The organism is Teichococcus aerofrigidensis (genome assembly GCF_054073225.1).
In genome coordinates this window covers 1-20,349 of sequence record NZ_JBSXMU010000068.1, presented here as the reverse complement: position 1 = coordinate 20,349, position 20,349 = coordinate 1, and the positions used below count along the sequence as shown (strand labels likewise).

15 protein-coding genes and 1 pseudogene are annotated in these 20,349 nt (G+C 70.6%); 8 read left to right on the top strand and 8 right to left on the bottom strand.

The genetic code is table 11. The annotated features are described in order from the left end of the window. Positions 1-510 (bottom strand): annotated as a pseudogene (locus tag ACVMLK_RS14175) (hypothetical protein); the annotation flags it as partial. Positions 511-641: 131 nt separating this feature from the next. Between ACVMLK_RS14175 and ACVMLK_RS14170 the strand changes: the two are divergent. Then, the gene (locus ACVMLK_RS14170; RefSeq protein WP_457486739.1) at positions 642-1,283 is read left to right on the top strand and encodes a TetR/AcrR family transcriptional regulator; all 642 of its coding nucleotides are present in this window, start codon (positions 642-644) and stop codon (positions 1,281-1,283) included. 28 nt (positions 1,284-1,311) lie between these two features. Here the strand turns inward: ACVMLK_RS14170 and ACVMLK_RS14165 are convergent, their stop codons facing one another. Next, on the bottom strand, positions 1,312-2,085 hold the full coding sequence (locus ACVMLK_RS14165; protein ID WP_457486738.1) for an SH3 domain-containing protein: 774 nt from the start codon (positions 2,083-2,085) through the stop codon (positions 1,312-1,314). A 924-nt stretch (positions 2,086-3,009) separates the two neighbouring features. Between ACVMLK_RS14165 and ACVMLK_RS14160 the strand changes: the two genes are divergently transcribed. The 3 genes from ACVMLK_RS14160 (at position 3,010) to ACVMLK_RS14150 (ending at position 6,332) form a co-directional block, all read left to right on the top strand. Beyond that, the gene (locus tag ACVMLK_RS14160) at positions 3,010-4,575 is read left to right on the top strand and encodes a glycosyl hydrolase (RefSeq protein WP_457486737.1); all 1,566 of its coding nucleotides are present in this window, start codon (positions 3,010-3,012) and stop codon (positions 4,573-4,575) included. A 169-nt stretch (positions 4,576-4,744) separates the two neighbouring features. Continuing rightward, a complete protein-coding gene (locus ACVMLK_RS14155; RefSeq protein ID WP_457486736.1) occupies positions 4,745-5,407 on the top strand; it encodes a DedA family protein in 663 nt (220 codons plus the stop codon). Between the two features lie 124 nt (positions 5,408-5,531). Continuing rightward, complete coding sequence (locus ACVMLK_RS14150) at positions 5,532-6,332, top strand: DUF2272 domain-containing protein (RefSeq protein ID WP_457486735.1); 801 nt, start codon at positions 5,532-5,534, stop codon at positions 6,330-6,332. Positions 6,333-6,350: 18 nt separating this feature from the next. Here the strand turns inward: ACVMLK_RS14150 and eutC are convergent, their stop codons facing one another. Both eutC and ACVMLK_RS14140 read right to left on the bottom strand, forming a co-directional pair. Beyond that, complete coding sequence (eutC, locus tag ACVMLK_RS14145) at positions 6,351-7,124, bottom strand: ethanolamine ammonia-lyase subunit EutC (RefSeq protein WP_457486734.1); 774 nt, start codon at positions 7,122-7,124, stop codon at positions 6,351-6,353. After that, the gene (locus ACVMLK_RS14140) at positions 7,121-8,515 is read right to left on the bottom strand and encodes an ethanolamine ammonia-lyase subunit EutB (RefSeq protein WP_457486733.1); all 1,395 of its coding nucleotides are present in this window, start codon (positions 8,513-8,515) and stop codon (positions 7,121-7,123) included. Before ACVMLK_RS14140 ends, eutC begins: the two co-directional genes overlap by 4 nt. Before the next feature lie 373 nt (positions 8,516-8,888). Here ACVMLK_RS14140 and ACVMLK_RS14135 point away from each other — a divergent pair, with 373 nt between their 5' ends. Beyond that, positions 8,889-11,219 carry a mechanosensitive ion channel domain-containing protein gene (locus ACVMLK_RS14135; protein WP_457486732.1) on the top strand — a complete coding sequence of 777 codons (2,331 nt, stop codon included), beginning with the start codon at positions 8,889-8,891 and terminating at the stop codon, positions 11,217-11,219. Positions 11,220-11,228: 9 nt separating this feature from the next. On the opposite strand, the gene ACVMLK_RS14130 is transcribed toward ACVMLK_RS14135, so the two are convergent. Next, on the bottom strand, positions 11,229-12,473 hold the full coding sequence (locus ACVMLK_RS14130; protein WP_457486731.1) for an NAD(P)/FAD-dependent oxidoreductase: 1,245 nt from the start codon (positions 12,471-12,473) through the stop codon (positions 11,229-11,231). Between the two features lie 124 nt (positions 12,474-12,597). Here ACVMLK_RS14130 and purU point away from each other — a divergent pair, with 124 nt between their 5' ends. Further along, on the top strand, positions 12,598-13,482 hold the full coding sequence (gene purU, locus ACVMLK_RS14125; protein ID WP_198367245.1) for a formyltetrahydrofolate deformylase: 885 nt from the start codon (positions 12,598-12,600) through the stop codon (positions 13,480-13,482). A 27-nt stretch (positions 13,483-13,509) separates the two neighbouring features. On the opposite strand, the gene ACVMLK_RS14120 is transcribed toward purU, so the two are convergent. The 3 genes from ACVMLK_RS14120 to ACVMLK_RS14110 form a co-directional block, all read right to left on the bottom strand. Beyond that, a complete protein-coding gene (locus ACVMLK_RS14120; protein WP_457486730.1) occupies positions 13,510-14,862 on the bottom strand; it encodes an NAD(P)/FAD-dependent oxidoreductase in 1,353 nt (450 codons plus the stop codon). Positions 14,863-14,978: 116 nt separating this feature from the next. Continuing rightward, positions 14,979-18,152, bottom strand: a complete 3,174-nt coding sequence (locus ACVMLK_RS14115; protein ID WP_457486729.1) for an efflux RND transporter permease subunit — start codon at positions 18,150-18,152, stop codon at positions 14,979-14,981. Positions 18,153-18,155: 3 nt separating this feature from the next. Then, positions 18,156-19,301: an efflux RND transporter periplasmic adaptor subunit gene (locus ACVMLK_RS14110; RefSeq protein WP_198367242.1), complete on the bottom strand. Its 1,146-nt coding sequence runs from the start codon at positions 19,299-19,301 to the stop codon at positions 18,156-18,158. A gap of 99 nt (positions 19,302-19,400) precedes the next feature. Between ACVMLK_RS14110 and ACVMLK_RS14105 the strand changes: the two genes are divergently transcribed. Together ACVMLK_RS14105 and ACVMLK_RS14100 are read left to right on the top strand one after the other, a co-directional pair. Further along, on the top strand, positions 19,401-20,027 hold the full coding sequence (locus ACVMLK_RS14105) for a TetR family transcriptional regulator (RefSeq protein ID WP_457486728.1): 627 nt from the start codon (positions 19,401-19,403) through the stop codon (positions 20,025-20,027). A gap of 11 nt (positions 20,028-20,038) precedes the next feature. Next, on the top strand, positions 20,039-20,239 hold the full coding sequence (locus tag ACVMLK_RS14100; RefSeq protein WP_198367240.1) for a hypothetical protein: 201 nt from the start codon (positions 20,039-20,041) through the stop codon (positions 20,237-20,239). Positions 20,240-20,349: the final 110 nt, after the last annotated feature.

Here is a 20,349-nt window from a genome sequence, read left to right as displayed (position 1 = left end):
GAGGCGGGCCTCGGCCTGGCGGGCGGCCGCCCGGCGCTGGTCCAGCACCTGGCGCGGCGTGTTCTGGCTGCGCGCCAGCTCCTCGGCACGGCGCAGGTCGGCCCGCGCGATGTCGAGCGCCGCCTCGGCCTCGGCGACGCCGGCCTCGGCCTGACCGAGCTGGGCGGCCGGCAGCCGGTCGTCCATGCGCGCCAGCACCTGGCCGGCCCGGACCGCATCGCCTTCCTCCACCAGCACGGCCTCGACCCGGAGGCCGCCGGCCTCCGCCCCCAGCACCAGCTCCTGCCAGGGGACGACGGAGCCATCGCCGACGACCAGCCGCTCCATCGGCCGGAGGGTCACCGGGGCCGTCGCCACGGTCAGCACGGGGGGCGGCGCGGCGGTGAGCGGGGGCGAGGCAAGGGGAGGAGCAGGGGGAGGGCCGGCGGCGGGCCGCAGCAGGTACCAGCCCGCCGCGGCGGCGGCGAGCAGAAGGAGCAGCCCGGGCAGCCACCTGCGGCGCCATCGCACGGGGGCCGGCGGGCCGGCACGGCGCGTCGTGGCGGCGGGAGAAGTTTCGAGCATGCTCAACCTGCGAGAGGGTCCGCGGGCCGCATCATCCCGGCTATTGACCGATTGGTCAATAGTGCTATCAGCCCAACATGCCCCCGCCCGCCGAGCGCCCCGCCCGCAGCCGCCTGCCCGTCGAGGAACGGCAGGCCCAGATCCTCACCGCGGCCGTGGAGGAATTCGCCGAGCGCGGCTATGCCGGCGCGCGGATGGCGGCGGTGGCGCGCCGCGCCGCGGTGACCAAGGGCCTGCTCTACCACTACCATCCCGGCGGAAAGGCGGACCTCTTCCGGGCCGCCATCGGCTCCTGCGCCCGCTCCACCCTCGAGGAGTTGGCACGGCTGCGCCTGACCTTCTCCGGCTCGCGCCGCGCGCAGCTCGTCGAGATGTTTCGCTTCGCCTACGAGGACAGGCTGCGCGACGACCGGCGCGACCGCATCCTGCTGAAGCTGATGGTGGGCGAATCCGGCGCCTTTCCCGAGCTCGCGGCCTCCTACCGCGCCGAGATCCTCGATCCCGCCATCAGCCTGCTTCAGGCGGTGTTGCGGGAAGGCGAGGCGGCGGGCGAGTTCCGCGCCGGCGTGGCGACGGATTCCGGCCTGGCGCATGTGCTGCTGGCGCCGCTGTTCCTGGGGGGGATCTGGGACATGATCCTCGGCCGCCCCGCCGAGGCCGAGGTCAGGGCGCAGCGCGCGTCGCATATCGCGGCGGTGCTGCGGCTCCTGGAGCCCTGAGCCCGCCGGAAGGGCCGCCGCGCCGGCTTTACTGAACCTGCAGCATGCTGCCGTGGACCCAGCCCTCGGGCTGCCCCGTGCCGACCTGGTACCATCCGCCCGGCGCGCGTCCGAAAATCGTCAGGCCGGTGCCGCGCGGCACCACGCGCAGCACCTCGCCCCCGCCCAGGGGGCTGGCGCGGAGATTGGCGTTCTGCCGCGCCAAGGCGCTGCCCTCCGCCGGGGTGGCCGCGGCAGGGCCGGGCGCGGGAGGGGCGGATGCTGACGGGGGCGTCGATTGGGGCGCCGGCGGGGTGGGCGGGGCTGGGGTGTGGCTCGGAAAGCTTCCGGGCACGGGGGGCAGGGGCTGCGCGCCGGGACGGCCGCCCGGCGACGGGCCACCGTTCTCGCGGCAGCGATCGAGCATCTCGATATAGGTCCGGGTGGCTTCCACCGTGCTGGCGGCCAGGAACTGCTCGATCTGAGGCGTCGCGCCCGCCTCGGCCGCCGGCGTGACGACAGAGACGAAAGGAATGAAGGCCTCCTCGGTGGCGCCGGTCAGGTTCATCTGGCCGCAGACGGCGACCGCGCCGGAGCTGGCCTGCGGATAGACCTGCACGGCGCGGAAGCTGGCCCCGGGCCCCTTAGCCCGGGCGCGCAGCCGCTCCTCAGACAGCGCGCGGGCCTCGGAGGCGAAGCCCTGCTGCTGGGTCGGCTTGGGATCGTCGCAGGCGGCGAGAAGGACGAACGGGAGCAGAAGGGCGCCTGCCCGCAGAGCCCGTCGCAGCGCCGCCGGCCGCGGCCTCGAGAATGGGTGCCGCATGGGAAGACCTCTCCTTGTCACCGATCAGCACCATTCCGCGCTCAAGGTTTCCGGCGGGGCGCCCGGAGCCTGATGAAGTTCTTCTAACGCCGCCAGTGAGGTAGCGGAACACCACAGCGACCTTGGCCACGTCATCGCGCCGCGGTCGTCGGGACATGATGGCGGTGAGCGGGGAGTCACAACCGGCGCCACGTGGTCGTGGCGGGAATGATGAGCAGCAAACGAAGAAATTGAAGTCTGCACCAGCATTCTTCGGCAGGCGGCGAAGGGCCTCCTGCAAAGCGAGAGTTGCGTCTCGCGAAATCCCGCGATGGCGGCAGCATCTTCTGCGCTTTCATATCGCAACCTGGGTCTCGACAAATTTCAGGTTGCAATACGTTACGAGGGTGCTTACACAAACATTCGAAGATCGCTCAATCGTGAGTGAACTCTGTCACAGGGAGCACGGCAAAGGCCAGAAGGGCCGGCATATTTTCTCGAGCTGCTGCTGAGGAGAAGATCGCGCCGCGCCGGCGGGTGGTCGTCATCCGGATCAGTCCTGGCGGAAGGCATTCTGCGGAAGAGACATTCAGATCCCCCTCGGCGCCGCACGCCAAATCAATAGTTACTATATCGTAACTAAATGCCTGGTGAAGGCCATCCCTCCTGGGAGGGTGACGCCAAGCATGCCGTGAGCGCAGAGGACACTGCCGCGCCATCGCGCGCCCAGCCCTGGCGCACACCTTCGGTTCAGGCCATGGCCTGGCGAGAGGCGCGACGCTCCCGATACGCCGGGACGCATCGGCCCGTGCCTGGCCGTGACCGAGCGGCGCGGGGCTGTTCCGGCCCGGCGTCATCCCTCTGGACACTCCGCGCGACGACCGGCCTTCCCGTGAACACAGGGAAGCTTCCGGGATCGGACCGCTCAGCCCAAAGGATGCCCCCATGGCACTTCTCGGCGTGTATGTCGGCAATGACAGAAACCAGGTCTCCAACTTCGAGAAATGGCTGGGACACGAGGTGGACGGCATCCATGCCGTCGTCGGCTTCGCCAACTGGAACGACTTCGTCAGTAGCGCCAGGTGGATGGTCAACGACCTCTGGAAGCCGACGGGGCGCGACCTCTTCTGGTCGGTGCCGCTGATCACGCGGGACGCCAACCTCTATTCCGCCGCGAATGGCGACTACAACCAGTACTACCGCACGGTGGCGCAGACGCTGGTGAACGGCACGCCCGGTAGCGACGACATCTATGTCCGCACCGGCTGGGAATTCAACGGAAACTGGTTCTACTGGAATGCCATCGGCAAGGAGCAGGCCTTCATCGGCGCCTTCCGCGAGTTCGTCGAGGCCTTCCGCTCGGTCTCCGACCGCTTCAAGTTCGAGTGGAACGTCAATGAGGCGTCCGGCGGGATCGACCCGGCCAAGGCCTATCCGGGCGACGACTATGTCGACATCATCGGCATGGATTTCTACTGGAAGCCCGAATACACCGGCAACGATCCGGTCAAGGCCTTCGAGACGGTGCGCGACCTGAAGTACGGGCTGAAGTGGCTCGAGAACTTCGCCGACGCGCATGGCAAGCCCACCGCCTATTCGGAATGGGGCGTCAAGACCGACACCGCCGCGCCCTACATCAAGCTGGTGCAGGACTGGTTCGAGAGCCACGACGTCGTCTACCAGACCTACTGGGATTCCAACGACGCCTTCCCGGGCAAGATCTCCGACGGCACCGAGCCCCGGACCGGCGCCGCCTACAAGGCCGCCTTCGGCGGGGGCGGCTCGGGCGCGCCGGAGGTCGGCGGATCGACCGGCGGTTCCTCGGGCAATGGTTCCTCGGGCAATGGTTCCTCTGGCGGGAATTCCGGCGGATCGCCGGTGGTAACGCCGCCGACCACGCCGTCGCAGCCCGCCGTGCCCACCGCGGAGGCCTCCGATGCGCCCAGCAAGGTGGTCTGGGGCAATCATGCCGGGGTCAGCCTCTGGGGCAGCGACGCCAACGAGCAGTTCTCGGCCCGCAGCAACGCCACCATGTATGGCGGCAAGGGCGATGACACCTTCATCGTCAACACAGCCAGCGACCGCGTCGTCGAATATGCCGGGCAGGGCACCGATACGGTGAAGACCTGGCTGCACAGCTACACCCTGCCGGACCAGGTGGAGAACCTCACCTTCACCGGCTACGGCAACTCCAAGGGCTATGGCAACGGCCTGGCCAATATCATCATCGGCAACGACGGCAGCAACGTCCTGGACGGGCGTGGCGGCAACGATGTGCTCACCGGCGGGCGGGGGGCGGATATCTTCGTCATCGCCAAGGGCGCCGGCCACGACACCATCACGGATTTCGCGCGCGGCACCGACAAGCTGCAGCTCAGCGGCTTCTCCGGCGACGCCAAGCTGTCCTTCTCCGGTGGGGTGGCGACGATCTCCGATGGCAACGGATGGGAATCCCATGTCACGCTGAAGGGCGTCACCGGCCTGTCCGCCTCGGACTACTTCTTCGGCTGAGCCACGACCTCGCGGTCCGGCGCTTCCATGGGGCGCCGGCCGCAGCCCTGGACTTGGCTGATTTTCCGCCACGCGGCGCGATTTTTTTTACTGCCGGTCGCCGATACCTATTCCCTTTCAGGCTCGTTCTCCCTCATCGTCTCTCATTGCCGTGACTGGGGAGGGCTGCGTGGCAGAGTTCTGGGCCGATTGGGGCTTGCTGGCCTATCTGGCCGCGGCGGCATGGGCGTTTTTCGAGGGCGAGACCTTCGTCCTGCTCGCCGCCGCCGCCGGTCAGGCGACCGGACTGATCAACCCCTGGTTCCTCATGATCTCGGTCTGGATCGGCTCCTTCCTGGGCGATCAGCTCTGGTTCACCCTGGGTCAACGCTATGGCGTGCGGGCCCTGCGCAAACTGCCCGCGGCGGAGCGCAAGGTCGCCAAGGCCCTGCGCTTCCTGGAACGCTACGGCACGCTGTTCGTCCTGACCTTCCGCTTCGTCTATGGCGTGCGCAACGTGGCCTCGGCCGCCTGTGGCATCGCCGGCATGAAGCACAGCCGATTCGCCATCCTGAACTTCATCGCCGCCGGCCTCTGGGCCGGCTCCTTCGTCGCCGCCGGCTGGTATGCCGTGGCCTGGCTGGGCGAGGAGTACACCAGCTACGCGCTGATGGGCATCGGTGCCCTCGTCGTCTGCTTCCTGGCCTACAAGGTCGTCCGCCTGTGGCGTCGCCCGTCGGCGCCTGTCCAGGCCGCCGAGCTGCCGCCGGTCGTGCGGGCGCAGGAGTTCAGCAGGCCGCCGGCCGAGAAGGGCGTGACCAAGGGTGCGACCCTGAAGCGCGTCGCCATCTGACCGGCGCCTGCCCGGCTGACGCTTGCATATCCTGACGTGACCTTGGACGCTTCACGGCGTTTCCTGCCCGCAACCGCGTTCGGGAACGACAGGAATGCCTCAAGGCCGCCGGTGCGTAACCGGCTTGATCGCCCTTCTCCTTCTGGCCTGCGCCGCCTGCTCGGCTCCCGTTCGCCCGCTCCCGGAGCCGGAGGCGACGGAAGCCCTGTCACCCTGGCGAGGGCGCCTCGTCCGGGCTGCCCTCACCGAATGGCGGGCCTGGGGCGAGCTCGTCGTGGAGGGCTGGCCGGAGGCGCTGCCGCAGCCGGCCGATCCCGACAACTACACGCGCATCCTCGATTACTGGTCGTCCACGCCCGAGGGGCCGGCGGTCGCCAGCCGGCTGCGCAACACGCATGATTCGATGATGCTGGCGCTGCTGGAGGCGACGCCGCCGGGCGCCCCGCCGCCGCAGCCCTCCATCTCCCTCTGGGCCTATCCCGCCTGGTCGGCGGCCTTCGTCAGCGCGGTCCTGCAGCGGGCCGGCGTGCCGCCCTCGGTCTTCCCGGCGGCCGCGGCCCATGCCTGGTACATCGACCGGCTGCTGTCGGAGGCCGCCTGGAACCCCTCCGGGGCGGCCTTCCTGCCGCACGACCCGGCCGGCTACGCTGCCGCGCCCGGCGATCTCCTCTGCGCCGACCGGTCGCGCCTGCCGCTGCTGCACTGGCAGGACCGGCTGGCCGAGGCCGGGCAGTTCCGCCCCCTGCATTGCGACATCGTGGTGGCCGCCGGCGGCGGGCTGGTGCAGGCGGTCGGCGGCAATGTGCTGGATGCCACGGTGCTGCGGCGCTTCCCGGCCGATTCGCGGGGCCATGTCCTGCCACCGCCTTTCGACAAGCCTCCCTTCTTCCTGGTCTTCGAGAACCGGCTCGACCGGATGCCCTGATTCAGCCGGGCGGGGGATTCAGCCGGGCGGAGATAGCGTGGCGGAGACGTCGGGCAGGGCGGGCTGCATGTCCTCCTTCAACGCCACGCCGGTCAGGCCCAGCGTCAGCGCCTGCCGCGCCAGCCAGGCGATCCTGTCGGCGGCGCCGGCGTGGCTCAGCCCGCCGGCGCCGTGGATGTTCGAGACACAGTTCCGCTCCGAATCGGCCCGTCCCGGACGGGGGCCGAAGGTGAGATAGGCGCCGAGGCTGTCGGCCACGCTGAGGCCGGGACGCTCGCCGATCAGCATGACGGCGAGCCGCGCCCCGAGCCGGGCGCCGATCTCGTCGCCCAGCGCCACCCGCGCCTGCAGGGCGATCACTGGCGGCGCCAGGCGCAGGCCGTGCAGGCGCCGCCGCGCCGCTTGGAGGACCGGCGCGGCATGCCGCTGCACCGCCGTGGCGGAAAGCCCGTCCCCGATGATGAAGGCGATGTCCCACTCGCCCCGTGGAATGGCCGCGGCGCTCTCCGCCGCCAGCCTGCGGCCGAGATCCGGCCGGCGCAGATAGGTGCCGCGGTCCGGCGCGGCGCTGTGCAGGAGGAGGGGCACGCCGGGCCCGGGGTCGTCGGACAGGGCCTCGGACAGGGCCTCGGATAGGGCGCCGGGGTCGAGGGCCGCGTGCACGGCGTCGCGCGCCTGGGCATGGGCCATCTGGAAGGCCAGGACGTCGCGGATGGCCACCGCCTCGCCACTGCGGCCGAGGCCGATCCGGGCGCGGGTGGCGCGGCGCAGGCGCTCCCACCCGTCGCTCACGCGCCGACCTCGGCGGCCAGGCGAGCCAGGGAGGCGGTGTCGGGCGCCAGGGCGCGCAGCCGGCCTTCGGGCGTCAGCATGCCCATCCGTTCCAACCAGGCCTCGAATTCCGGGGCGGGACGGAGGCCGAGCAGATCGCGCAGCGCCAGCACGTCATGGAAGGCGAGGCTCTGGTAGTTCAGCATGATGTCGTCGGCGCCGGGCACGGCGATGAGGAAGTTCACGCCGGCCACGCCGAGCAGCGTCATCAGCTGGTCCATGTCGTCCTGGTCGGCCTCGGCGTGGTTGGTGTAGCAGGCGTCCACCCCCATCGGCAGGCCGAGCAGCTTGCCGCAGAAGTGGTCCTCGAGCCCGGCGCGGATGATCTGCTTGCCGTCATAGAGATATTCCGGGCCGATGAAGCCGACCACGGTGTTGACGAGCAGGGGGCGGAACTCCCGCGCCACGGCATAGGCGCGCGCCTCCGCGGTCTGCTGGTCGAGGCCGTGATGCGCTCCCGCCGAAAGGGCGGCGCCCTGGCCGGTCTCGAAATACATGACGTTGTCGCCCAGCGTGCCGCGCCCCAGCGCCAGCGCCGCCTCATGCGCCTCCCGCAGCACGGCGAGATTGACGCCGAAGCCGGCATTCGCCGCCTCGGTTCCGGCGACCGACTGAAAGACCAGATCCACCGGCGCGCCCCGCCGCATGATCTCGATGGCGCTGGTCACATGGGTCAGCACGCAGCTCTGGGTCGGGATCGCGTGGCGCTGGCGCAGTTCATCGAGCATGTCCAGCAGGCGCATGCAGTTGGGCAGGTTGTCGGTGGCCGGGTTGATGCCGATCACCGCGTCGCCGCTGCCGAGCAGCAGCCCGTCCAGCACGGCCGCCGCGATGCCGCGCGGGTCGTCGGTCGGGTGGTTCGGCTGCAGCCGGCTGGCCAGCCGTCCGGGCAGGCCGAGGGTGGTGCGGAAGGCGCTGACCACGCGGCATTTCCGCGCCACCGCCATCAGATCCTGGTTGCGCATCAGCTTGCTGGCGGCGGCCACCATCTCGGGCGTCAGCCCCGGCGCCAGGGCGGCCAGGGCGGCGCCATCGGCAGCGTGCGAGAGCAGCCAGTCGCGGAAGCCGCCGACCGTCATGGCGCGGACCGGGGCGAAGGCCATGGCATCGTGCCGGTCGAGGATCAGCCGGGTCACCTCATCGGCCTCGTAAGGCACCAGGGCCTCGTTGAGGAAGACGGCGAGCGGGAGGTCGGCCAGCGCCATGCGGGCTGCGACGCGGCGGGCATCGCTGTCCGCCGCCAGCCCGGCCAGCTCGTCCCCGGAGCGGCGCGGCGAGGCGGCGGCAAGCAGGGCCCTGAGATCCTCGAAGCGGTGGCGCTCGCCACCGGCCAGGCTGGTGCGGCTGGTCATGCCGGCAGCCTGCCACGACCGACGCGCGCGGTCAGTTCCTTTGGCGGTCTCCGGACGGGGTTTCCCGCTCCGGCGGGGTGACGGGATCCGGCGGCGGCCGCGGTTCGGCCGAGGCTGTCGCCTGGCCGAGGAACGGGGTTCCCCCTGATGCCGCGCATCGGCATGCCTTCTGATGGCGCGCCCTGATGGCGTATCGGGGCGGCCGGGCTCCCGCTTGCCATCGTCCGGCACTTCCCCGACATTCCGCCCACCGGCGGGCGGCTCGTCCGCCGGGTGAGTGGCCCGCCGCCCCGGCGGGCAACCCGGATGCCGGATCGGGCGTCCTTATCCTTCCGGCTGCCACTGGCCGCCGCTCTTCGCCGAAGGACCGACAGTGCCTCGCATCATCCGCCTCTCCCTTCTGCTGGCCCTTCTGCTGGCCCTGCTTCCGCCGACGCTGCTTCCACCGGCCGCCCTGGCTCAGGGCGCGGCGCCGGCTGCCCCGCAAAGCCCGGCGGAGACGCCGGCGGACCCAGTGGCGGACCCGGTGGCGGACCCGGTGGCGGCGCTGGACGGCATCCTGGCCACGCTGCGCAGCGATCAGGAGCGCGCCGCCTTCGTCCGCCAGCTCGAGGAGCTGCGGACCAGCCTGGCCGCCCGTTCGGCCGCGCCGTCGGCGGGCGCCGCGCCGGGGGCAGCGCCGGGGGGCGAGCCCGCCGCTCCCGCCGCCGAAGCAGGTTCGCCGCCGCCGGATTCGGGCCTGCTTGGCGCCGTGGCGGTGGGGCTGAACAATGTCGGGGACACGGTGCGGGACCAGCTGAACAGCGGCAGCCTGATCTTCCGGCTGAACGCCGCCGGCAGCCAGATCCGCAGCCGCTTCCAGGATGCCTGGGAGGACGGCGACCTCTGGGCCTTCCTGGCCTGGGCGGGGCTCGGCTGGGGTGTCGCCGCCGCTCTCCTCTACGGCATCTCCGCCTTGCCCTGGCTGCGCCCCCGCCCGGATGCCGAACGCTTCCGCGCCTCCGGCCGCGCGGCGCTCTGGCGCACGGCCGGGCTGGAGGCGGCGCGGCGGCTGCTGCCCCTGCTGCCGGCGACGCTGCTGATCTTCGCCTGGCCAGTGCTCTGGCCGCGCGGCTGGGAGGAGACGCGCCTGTTCCTCACCATCGCCATGCCCTTCCTGGTGGGCGCGCTGACGTGGCGCCTGGGCTTCCCGCTGCTCTACCTGCTGGGCCCGATCCGGGGCTGGAGCACGGTGCGCTATGCCCGCCGCCGCATCCTGCCCTGGCTGGTGGCGCTGTCCGCCCTGGCGGTGGCGAGCACCTCGCTCCAGGAGGCGGAGCTGCGCTGGATCATCGGGCCGGATGTGGCCATGCTGGCGGGCGGAGCGGTGGATCTGGCGCTGGCCGTCGTGGCCTTCCTCTTCATCCTGCGCCGGCGTGGTGGCGTGCGCCGCCTGCTGGCGGGACGGCATACCGGGTCGGAGGAGCCACGCAGCGCGTTGCGCTCCGTCGGCGGGCAACTGGCCAGCAACTGGCACCTGCTCGGCTTCGCCCTGATCCTCGGCCATGTGTTCTCCCGTTTCCTCGGCCTCGGCCACGGCTTCTTCCTGGGGCGCGCCCTCCTGACCATCGGGGTGATCGTGCTGATCCTGGTGGTCACCTTCACCATGAACGGGTTGCTGAAGCGGTTCCTGGAAGGGCGCCAGCAGGCGAGCGGCAGCCTGGCTCGGCAGCTGCAGTGGCGCTACCTGGGCCTGATCCGCCAGGCGCTGCGCTTCGTCGCCGCCATCGCCATCCTGGTGTTCTGCCTGCGGCTGTGGGACTTCGACATCGTCGCCTGGGCCAGCGCCGGCATCGGCCTGGCCATCCTGCGGCCCATCGCCTCCATCCTGGTCGCCGTCGCCATCGGCTGGGTCGTCTGGGTGGCGGTGGACACGGCGGTGGAGCATGCGCTGGCGCCCAAGGAGGGCAGCCGCGGCTGGGATCACAGCACGCGGGCCCGCACCCTGTTGCCGATGATGCGCAACTTCGCCTTCGTCGTGCTCTGCGTGCTGACCGTGATCGCGGTGATGAGCAATCTCGGCATCAATGTCGCGCCGCTGCTGGCCGGTGCCGGCGTCATCGGCCTCGCCATCTCCTTCGGCTCGCAACAGCTGGTGCAGGACGTGATCACGGGCCTGTTCATGCTGATCGAGGACACCATCGCCATCGGCGACACCATCGATACCGGCGACCGCGCCGGCACGGTGGAGAGCGTCACCATCCGCACCGTCCGCATCCGCGATGGCGACGGCGCCCTGCACACCATTCCCTTCAGCCAGATCAAGGCGCTGAAGAACCGCTCGCGCGGCTTCGGCGTCTACACGGTGAAGGTGGTGGTCGGCTACGACTCCGACCTGAACAAGGTGATGGAGATCATGAACGAGGTCGGCGAGGAGATGCGGCAGGATCCCGACTTCCGCGACAACATGATGACCGGCCTGCAGATCTGGGGCGTCGATCAGTTCACGCCCGAGGGCGTCACCATCATGGGCGGGCTGCGGACGCGGGCGCTGCAGCAATGGGGTGTCGGCCGTGCCTTCAACCTGCGGCTCAAGCAGCGCTTCGACGAGGCGGGCATCGCGCTCACCCCGCCGCGCCCGACCGTGATGCTGCCGGCGCGTGGCCTCTGGCCCGAGCCGGAGGTGGGGAACGAGGCGGGGGAGGGCGCCCACCAGCCGGGGTGAGCGATCGCCTCAGTCGATCACGCGCGGGCCGCCGGGCGGGGGCGCGGTGTCGCGCAGCCAGGAGACCGCCCCCTCCGCCGCAGCCCGGCCGGTGGAGAAGCAGGCCTGGAGCAGGTAGCCGCCCGTCGGCGCCTCCCAGTTCAGCATCTCGCCGGCGGCGAAGACGCCGGGATGGCGCCGCAGCATGAAGCGCTCGTCGAGGGCCTCGAGGCGCAGGCCGCCGGCCGTCGAGATCGCCCGCTCCAGCCCCTGCGGCGCGACCAGGCGCAGGGGCAGGGCCTTGACCAGCTCCGGCAGCCGCTCCGCGGGCATGCCGCCGCGCAGGGCCTCCTGCACCAGGCCGATGGCCACCGGCGGCAGGGCCAGGCTCTTGCGCAGGAAGGTGGAGAGCGACTGGGCGTGCCGCGGCTGCGACAGCCTGCGTCGCACCTCCGCGGCGGGGAGGTCGGGGCGGAGGTCGAGACAGGGCATCGCCACCCCCCGTTCGGCGATCGCCTCGCGCAGGGCGGCGGAGAGGGCGTAGACGGCACCCCCCTCGATCCCCTCCCGCGTGATCATGGCCTCGCCGCGGATCGTGCGGCCCTCGAAGGCGAGGGCGATGCGCTTCAGCGGCGTGCCGGCGAAGCGCTCCGCGAAGTGGGGCGACCAGACCAGGCGGAAGCCGCAATTCGCCGGCCGCAGCGGCGCCACCCCATCGCCCGGAAAGAGGCCAGTCCAGCCCCCGTCGCTGCCCAGCCGGGGCCAGGAGGCGCCGCCCAGCGCCAGGATCGTCGCGGCCGGGCGCAGCAGGCTCTCCCCGTCCGGCCCCTCGACCCGCAGGCCGCCCTCCGGCGCGAAGCCCAGCCAGCGATGCCGGGTGCGGATCTCCACGCCCAGGGAGGCCAGGCGGGCGAGCCAGGCGCGCAGCAGCGGCGAGGCCTTCAGGGCGCGGGGAAAGACGCGGCCGGAGCTGCCGGTGAAGACCTCCTGGCCCAGCGCGGCGGACCAGGCCGCCAGCGCGGCGGGGGGAAAGGCCTCGATGGCCGGCGCCAGGCGGGCCGTGGCGGCACCATAGCGGCCGAGGAGATCGGCCAGGGGCTCCGAATGGGTCAGGTTCAGGCCGCCCCGGCCGGCCATCAGGAACTTCCGCGCCACGGAGGGCATGCGCTCCAGCACCAGGACGGGCAGGCCCGCGGCGGCGACGGTCTCGGCGGCCATCAGGCCGGCCGGGCCGGCGCCGATGACAGCGATCGGGGAGGGGGGCTTGGTCTGCACGGCAGCGTTATGCCCGCAACCGCGCCATCCGCCTATCGCATGCGATAGGCCATTGGCAGGGCGGGCGGGGCGGCATAACCCCTGGCCCCGAGATGCCGCCCCCGCCGCCAGGACCGAGCCGACCATGACCCTTGCCCCAACCCAGACCAGCCTTCCCGCCGGCCATGTGCTGACCCTGGCCTGCGCCAACCGCCCCGGCATCGTCGCCGCGGTGGCGGGAGCGCTCTACGAGGCCGGCGGCGACATCCGCGAGGCGCAGCAGTTCGACGACACGGCCACCGGCCGCTTCTTCATGCGCGTCGTCTTCAACGGCATACCGCCCGAGGGCGAGGCGGCGCTGCGCGAGACGATCGCGGGCGTGGCGGCGCGCTTCGGCATGCAGTGGACACTGCGCGACCGTTCCGAGAAGCGCCGCGTCATGCTGCTGGTCAGCCGCTTCGACCACTGCCTGGCCGATCTGCTCTACCGCTGGCGCATCGGCGAGCTGCCGATGGAGCTGACCGGCATCATCTCCAACCACCCGCGGGAGACCTACGCGCATCTCGACTTCACCGGCGTGCCCTTCCACCACCTGCCGGTGACGCGGGCGACCAAGATGGAGCAGGAGGCGGAGATCTGGCGCCTGTTCCAGGAGACGCGCTCGGACCTGATGGTGCTGGCGCGCTACATGCAGGTGCTGTCGGACGGGCTCTCGGCCAAGCTGCCGGGGCGCTGCATCAACATCCACCATTCCTTCCTGCCCGGCTTCAAGGGTGCCCGCCCCTATCACCAGGCGCATGCGCGCGGCGTGAAGCTGATCGGGGCCACGGCGCATTTCGTCACCGCCGATCTCGATGAGGGGCCGATCATCGAGCAGGATGTCGAGCGCATCAGCCACAACGACACGGCCGAGGACCTGGTGCGGAAGGGCCGCGACATCGAGCGCCGCGTGCTCGCCCGCGCCATCACCTTCTTCCTGGAGGACCGGGTGATCCTGACCGGCAACAAGACCGTCGTCTTCAGCGGCTGAGGCGCCTGGCGGGGTGCCGGCGCCGCCTCATTCCATGCGCACGCCGGGGGCGCTGGCCTTGCGGAGCAGATCGGCCGCCCAGTAGAGCAGCGAACGCCAGAAGCCGTGCAGGCCGAGCTGGTGGCGCCGGTAGAGCGAGGCGTAGCTGAACTGCGCGAACCTGCCCTCGATGAACAGGCCGCCGCCGAGCAGCCCCCGCCGGCCAAGGCTGCCGAAGGCGTTGTACCGCCCGAGCGCCACCAGCGCGCCCTTGTGCTGATAGGCGAAGGGCGTCAGGGGGCGGCCGGCGAGATGGTCGGGGAGGGCGCGGGCGAGATGCTCCGCCTGCTGCTGCGCCACCTGGGCGGTGGCGGGCAGCGGCCGCTCGGCCCCCTCGGGCTTGAGAAAGGCACAGTCGCCCATGGCGAAGACCGCGTCGTCGCGCGTTGTCTGCAAGGTCGGGCGCACCACGAGCTGGCCGCTGCGCGCGCTCTCCAGCCCGTCGAGCCCGTTCAGGAAGGCCGGCGCCTTGATCCCGGCCGCCCAGACGCGGAGCGTGGCGGGGATGCTGCGACCGTCCTTGAGGCGGATGCCGTGGTCATCCACCGCGACCACCTCGGCGCCGGTCAGCACGGTCACGCCCTGCCGCTCCAGCTCCTCCCGCGCCGCCTCGGCCACCTTTTCCGGAAGCGCGCCCAGGATGCGGGGCGCGGTCTCGATCAGCGTCAGCCGCAACTGGCGACGCAGCCCGGGGAAGCCATAGCCGCCAGCCAGGTCGAGCGCGGTGGCGATCTCGGCCGAGAGCTCGACGCCCGTCGCCCCCGCGCCGACGATGGCGATATCGAGGGTGGCGTCCGGCGGCCCGGCGATGCAGCGCAGCACGGCGGCCCGCAGCGCCTCGTTGAAGTCCTCGGCCTGCTCGCGGCTGTCGATGAAGGCGCAGTGCTCGCGGACGCCGGGGATGCCGAAATCATTGGCCTGGCTGCCCACCGCGATCACCAGCGTGTCGTAGGCGAGGTCGCGCGCGCCGAGGATCTCAGCGCCGTCCCGGTCCCGGAGCGGGGCCAGGCGGACCCGCTTCGCCGCGCGGTCCAGCCCCTCCATCGCACCGGGCCAGTAGCGGAAGCCATGTCGCCGGGCATGGGCGACGAAGCCGATCTGCTCCGCCCCCGTGTCGAGCGTGCCGGCCGCCACCTCGTGCAGCAGCGGCTTCCAGATATGCGCGGTGTCACGATCCACCAGCAGGATCTCCGCTCGCCCCTCGCGGCCGAGGCGGCGGCCGAGACGCGTTGCCAGATGGATGCCGCCGGCCCCGCCGCCGACGATCAGGATCCTGTGGGGCCCCCGGCGGCCTTTCTCCTGGCCATCCCTGGGCACCGGGGTCTGGGCCATGCCTGCCATGTCTCGTCTCCCTCTGCTGACGGAAAGGGGCGCTCCCCGGCCGGGGGGCGCCCCTTCTCACGCCGTCGTCGTGATGCAGGCCAACCGCCGGCCCGGGCCGGGGTTGCCCGGGTGCGTCAATGCGCCGCCTTGCCGCCCTCCCGCCCCGCGGCGGCTTCGGCGTGGCGGCCGCGGCCGAAGCGGCGATGGGTGGCCTCGCGCATCCCCTGGAACACCACGTAGAGCATGGGGATCAGGAAGATGCCGATGGTCGAGGCCGCGATCATGCCGGCGAAGACCGGGGTCGAGACGGCGCGCCGCGCCAGCATCGAGGCACCCGAGGCCCAGACCAGGGGCACCAGGCCCAGGATGAAGGCGATCGAAGTCATCATCACGGCGCGGAACCGCATCTTGGCGCCCTGGGCCGCCGCCTCGACGATGCCGAGCCCGGCCTCGCGCTGTTCCTTGGCGAACTCCACGATCAGGATGCCGTTCTTCGCCGCCAGCGCGATCAGCACGATCAGGCCGATCTGCGCGTAGAGGTCGAGCGGCAGTCCGGCGAGGAGAATCGCCGAGACGGCGGCGAGGATGCCCACCGTGACAGACAGCAGAACCGGGATCGGGATCACCCAGCTCTCATACAGCGCCACCAGGAAGAGGAAGGCGAAGAGCACGGCGAGCGCCAGGATGATGCCGGTCTGCCCCGCCGCCTGCTGCTCCTGATAGGCGGTGCCGGTCCATTCGAAGGTATAGCCGGCCGGCAGGGTGTCGCGGCTGATCTCCTCCATGGCATCCATGGCCGCGCCGGAGGAGACGCCGGGCGCCGGATTGCCGTTGATGGTGATCGACCGATAGTTGTTGTAGCGCGTGATGGTCTGCGGGCCGACCACCGTCCTCACCGTGGCGATGGAGCGCAGCGGCACCATCACGCCACGGCTGTTGCGGATCTCGATCCGCCACAACGCGCTCGGGTCTCGGCGATCGGCCGCCTCGCCCTGCACCAGCACCTGCCAGGTGCGGCCATAGAGGTTGAAGTTGTTGACGAAGGCACTGCCCAGCGTGGTTTGCAGCGCCGAGAAGACGTCACTCATCTGTAGGCCGAGGGCCTGCGCTTTGTCCCGGTCGATGTCGAGATAAAGCGAAGGCGAGCGGGAGCTGAAGGTCGAGAAGACCTGGCTCAGGCGCGGATCCTGATTGGCCGCGGCCAGCAGCCCCTGCATGACGTTGCCGATCTCGGCGGGCGACGCGCCCTCCAGCGATTCCAGCTGATACTCGAAGCCGCCGCCTGTCGAAAGGCCGATGACCGGGGGCAGGTTGATCGGGATGATCTGGGCTTCGCGGATCTGCTGGCTCTGCACGAAGATCTGGCCGATCAGCGCGTTGACGTTGTCGCCCGGCCCTCCGCGCTCGGAGAAGGGCTTGAGCTGCACGAACATCGTCGCCGCCGAGGCGCTGGCGCCGTCGTCGAGCAGGGAGAAGCCGATGATCGAGATGGAATCCCGGACCTGCGGCATCTCCTTCAGCTGCGCCTCCATCTGCGCGACGACGCGGCTGGTGCGCGCGACCGAGGCGCCGTCCGGAAGCTGGAAGGCGATGATGAAGGCGCCCTGGTCCTCCTGCGGCAGGAAGCCCGCCGGCGTGCGGTTGGCGACCGTGTAGGCGCCGAAGGCGAAGACGCCGACCAGCACCACGGACAGGATGGACAGGCGCAGCAGCCGCGTGACGATGGAGGCATAGCCGTCGCGCACATTGTCGATGCGGCGCAGCACCCAGCCCATGATCCCCTTCTTCGGCCCCTCGTGCCGCAGGAAGACGGCGCATAGGGCGGGGGAGAGGGTCAGGGCGTTGATCGCCGAGAAGACCATCGCGACCGAGATGGTCACCGCGAACTGGCGGAACAGCTCGCCCGAGAGGCCGGGGATGAAGCCGATCGGCACGAAGACCGAGAGCAGCACCAAGGTGATGGCGATGATCGGGGCGGTGATCTGCGCCATCGCCTTCTTGGTCGCCTCGGCCGGGGTGATGTCCGGCTCCTCCTCCAGCACGCGCTCGACATTCTCCACCACCACGATGGCGTCGTCGACGACGATGCCGATGGCCAGGACCATGGCCAGCAGCGAGACGGTGTTGGCGGAGTAGCCCATGGCCAGCAGCGCCGCGAAGGTGGTGATCAGGCTGACCGGGACGGCGACGATCGGGATGACGGTGGCGCGAATGTTGCCGAGGAAGAGAAAGACCACGAGCGCGACCAGGACGAAGGCCTCGACCAGGGTCTTGATGACCTCGTGGATGGTGTCGTTGACGAAGATGGTGGTGTCGAAGACCGGGCGGACGTTCATGCCCTCGGGCATGCGCGAGCGCACCCGCTCCAGCGTCGACTCCACGGCGGCCGCGGTCTGCACCGCATTGGCGCCGGGCGACAGGTAGATGGCCAGTCCGACGCCGTCGCCGCCGTTGAGGCGGGTCATGGCGTCCTCGTTCTGGGCGCCCATCTCGACCCGCGCCACATCGCGCACGCGCAGCACCGAGCCATCCGGATTGGCCCGCAGCACGATATTGCCGAACTGCTCGGGCGTCTCCAGGCGGCCCTGGGTGAGGACGTTCATCTGGATCTGCTGGTCGTCCGGCACCGGCGGGGCGCCGATGCGCCCGGCCGGCGCCTGCAGGTTCTGCGCCCGGATGGCGCCCACGATATCCGACGGGTTGAGGCCGAGGCTCACCAGGCGCCGCGTGTCGAACCAGATCCGCATGGCGTAGTTCTGGCGGCTGAACAGCGTCGCCGAGCCGACGCCATCGGTGCGCGACAGCTCGTCGATCAGGTTCAGGGTGGCGTAGTTGGTGAGGAAGAGGGGGTCGTAGCCCCGCTCGGGGTCCTCGGAATAGATGAACAGCACCTGCAGGATCGAGGAGGAGCGCTTCTCCACCTTGATGCCCTGCGCCTGCACCTCCTCGGGCATCAGCGCCATCGCGGCCTGGACACGGTTGTTCACGTTCACCGTGTTCATGTCGGGATCGGTGCCGAGCTCGAAGCTCACGGTCAGCGAGTAGCTGCCATCGCTGCCGCTGTTGCTCTTCATGTAGATCGAGCCGTCGACGCCCACGACCTGTGCCTCGAGCGGCTGGGCGACGGCGCTCTCCACCACGTCGGCGGAGGCACCCGGATAGGTGGCCGAGACCTGGACCTGTGGCGGCACGATGTCGGGCAGCTGCGAGACCGGGATGCGCAGCAGCGACAGGGCACCGGCGATGCTCATGACGATCGCGATGACGATCGCCAGGCGGGGCCGGTCGACGAAAACGGCTGACAGCACGGATCAGCCTCCCTGCGGCGCGGCGTTGGCGGCCGGCGCGGCATTGACCGGGTTGCCCGGACGGACGCGCTGGAGGCCCTGGACCACGACGCGCTCGCCCTCCCGCACGCCATCGTCGATCACCGCCAGCTCGGGGGTGGACTGGCTGCTCATGCGGATGGCCCGGCGCTCGGCCACGTTGTTCTCGCCGACGACATAGACGAAGTCACCGCGGGCGTCGCTGAGCACCGCCGCGCGCGGCACGGTCAGCATCTGCACCGGCTGGATCGCCTCCACGACGACATTGACGAACTGGTTGGCCGTCAGCGTGCGGTAGCCGGCGGGGCGGGGGGGGTTGGGGATGCGCCCGCGCAGCAGCACGCTGTCGGTATCCCGGCCGATCTCGTTATCGGTGAAGTCGATGCTGCCGGGCTGGTCGTAGAGCTCGCCGTTCGGCATGCGCAGCCGGATCTGCACGGCGCTCAGCCCGCCGCGATCGGCGTAGCGCACCCGCAGGTCGACCAGCGTCCGCACCGGGACGGTGAAGCTCACATACATCGGATCCTGGCTGACGATGGTGGTCAGGGCGCCGGAATTCGGCCCGACCACATTGCCCACCGTCACCGCCGTGCGGCCGATCCGGCCGTCGATCGGGGAGCGGATCTCGGTGTAGTCGAGATTGATCTGCGCCTGGCGCTGCTGCGCCTGGGCGGAGAGCACCTGGGCCTGGGCGGTGCGCTGGGCCGCCAGGGCATTGTCCACATTGGAGCGCTGACCGGCAACCGTGTTCAGCAGCGCCTGGGCGCGGCTGAGGGTGATGTTGGCGTTGGTGAGCTGTGCCTCGGCCTCGGCCACGGCCGCCTTGGACACGTCGAGCTGCGCCTCGAAGGGCCCTCGCTCGAGGCGGTAGAGCAGGTCGCCGGCCTTGACCTCGGCGCCTTCCTCGAAGGCGCGCTGCTCCAGGAAGGCCGTCACGCGCGCGACGATCTCGACCCGGTTCGGCGCCTCGATCCGGCCGATGAACTCATTGCTTTCGGTGACGGCGCGCTTGGCCGCCGGCATGACGCCGACGGCCGGTGGGCCACCCGGCCCCGGTTGGGCCAGGGCCGGCACGGCAGCCAGCAGGAACAGGCCCACAAGGGCCGATCCGCGACGGAACAGGAGCTGCATGGATCCTCCAGAGAAGCCCGGCGCGTCGCGACCGGCAGCTTGTAAAGATACCTTCCTGTATGTATATAAAAGGGCAGATCGCTAGTCGCAAGGTCAGAGATGGCGCGCCGCACCAAACAGGAAGCCGACGAGACACGCGAGGCATTGCTGGACGCGGCCGAGCAGGTCTTCCTGGAGCGTGGCGTGGCCAGGGCTTCGCTGGACGAGATCGCGAGGGCCGCGGGTTGTACCCGTGGTGCGGTGCATTGGCATTTCCGTGACAAGCTGGGTCTGTTTCTGGCCTTGGACGAGCGGCTGGTCCTTCTGCACGACGAGTTGCGCGAGCGCCTCTGCTGCGATCCGAATCGCCCCCCGCTTGAGCATATGGCCTATGCCATCTCGGCGGCCATGGACGATCTCGAGAGGGATCCGCGACGCAAGCGGCTGCTCACGATCATGTTGCAGCGCTGCGAGTATGTCGAGGAAATGGCGCCGGCCCTGGAACGCCGGCGCGCGGCCGATCTGGCGTTCCGGACAACTTTGCGCGAACACTTCGAGCGCGCCGAGCTGCGCGGCGAGCTGGCGCCGAACTGGAAGCCTGAACGCGCGGCCTTCTTCTTCTATGCTCTGATTTCAGGGTTCCTGAACGAATGGCTCCGCGGAAACGCGGGCTTCGAGCTCGCCGCCGAGGTGGGCCCTGCGGTTTGCACTTTTCTGGCCTGCGTGGCTCAACAACCCGCTTCCTGAGGAGTCGTAGCATGCGGCGAACCTTGCTCATCGCGACCGCATTCCTGCCGATGGGACTGGCCGCCTGCGGCCATGCCCCGCCGGCGCCGCCGGAGGTTGGCGGTCCCACGGTCAACGCCATCCGCGGGGTGGATCCCGGCTTCGCGCCCCTGCGCCCGGAGAGCGGCAATATCTGGGCCGACGGGCTGCAGGAGCCGCGACGGGCGCCATGACCTTTTCTATCGACAAAGGATATCTCCGCATGCCGCGATTCCGGTTCTGGACCACGGCCCTGCTATCGTTGCCGTTGATGGGAGTGGCGGGTCCTGTGCTGGGCCAGAGC

Coding starts and splice junctions, on each gene's coding strand:
- ACVMLK_RS14165 (WP_457486738.1), bottom strand. CDS start 2,085: ATGCGGCACCCATTCTCGAGGCCGCGGCCGGCGGCGCTGCGACGGGCT.
- ACVMLK_RS14105 (WP_457486728.1), top strand. CDS start 19,401: ATGGCGCGCCGCACCAAACAGGAAGCCGACGAGACACGCGAGGCATTG.
- ACVMLK_RS14110 (WP_198367242.1), bottom strand. CDS start 19,301: ATGCAGCTCCTGTTCCGTCGCGGATCGGCCCTTGTGGGCCTGTTCCTG.
- purU (WP_198367245.1), top strand. CDS start 12,598: ATGACCCTTGCCCCAACCCAGACCAGCCTTCCCGCCGGCCATGTGCTG.
- ACVMLK_RS14160 (WP_457486737.1), top strand. CDS start 3,010: ATGGCACTTCTCGGCGTGTATGTCGGCAATGACAGAAACCAGGTCTCC.
- ACVMLK_RS14100 (WP_198367240.1), top strand. CDS start 20,039: ATGCGGCGAACCTTGCTCATCGCGACCGCATTCCTGCCGATGGGACTG.
- ACVMLK_RS14170 (WP_457486739.1), top strand. CDS start 642: ATGCCCCCGCCCGCCGAGCGCCCCGCCCGCAGCCGCCTGCCCGTCGAG.
- ACVMLK_RS14140 (WP_457486733.1), bottom strand. CDS start 8,515: ATGACCAGCCGCACCAGCCTGGCCGGTGGCGAGCGCCACCGCTTCGAG.
- ACVMLK_RS14120 (WP_457486730.1), bottom strand. CDS start 14,862: ATGGCAGGCATGGCCCAGACCCCGGTGCCCAGGGATGGCCAGGAGAAA.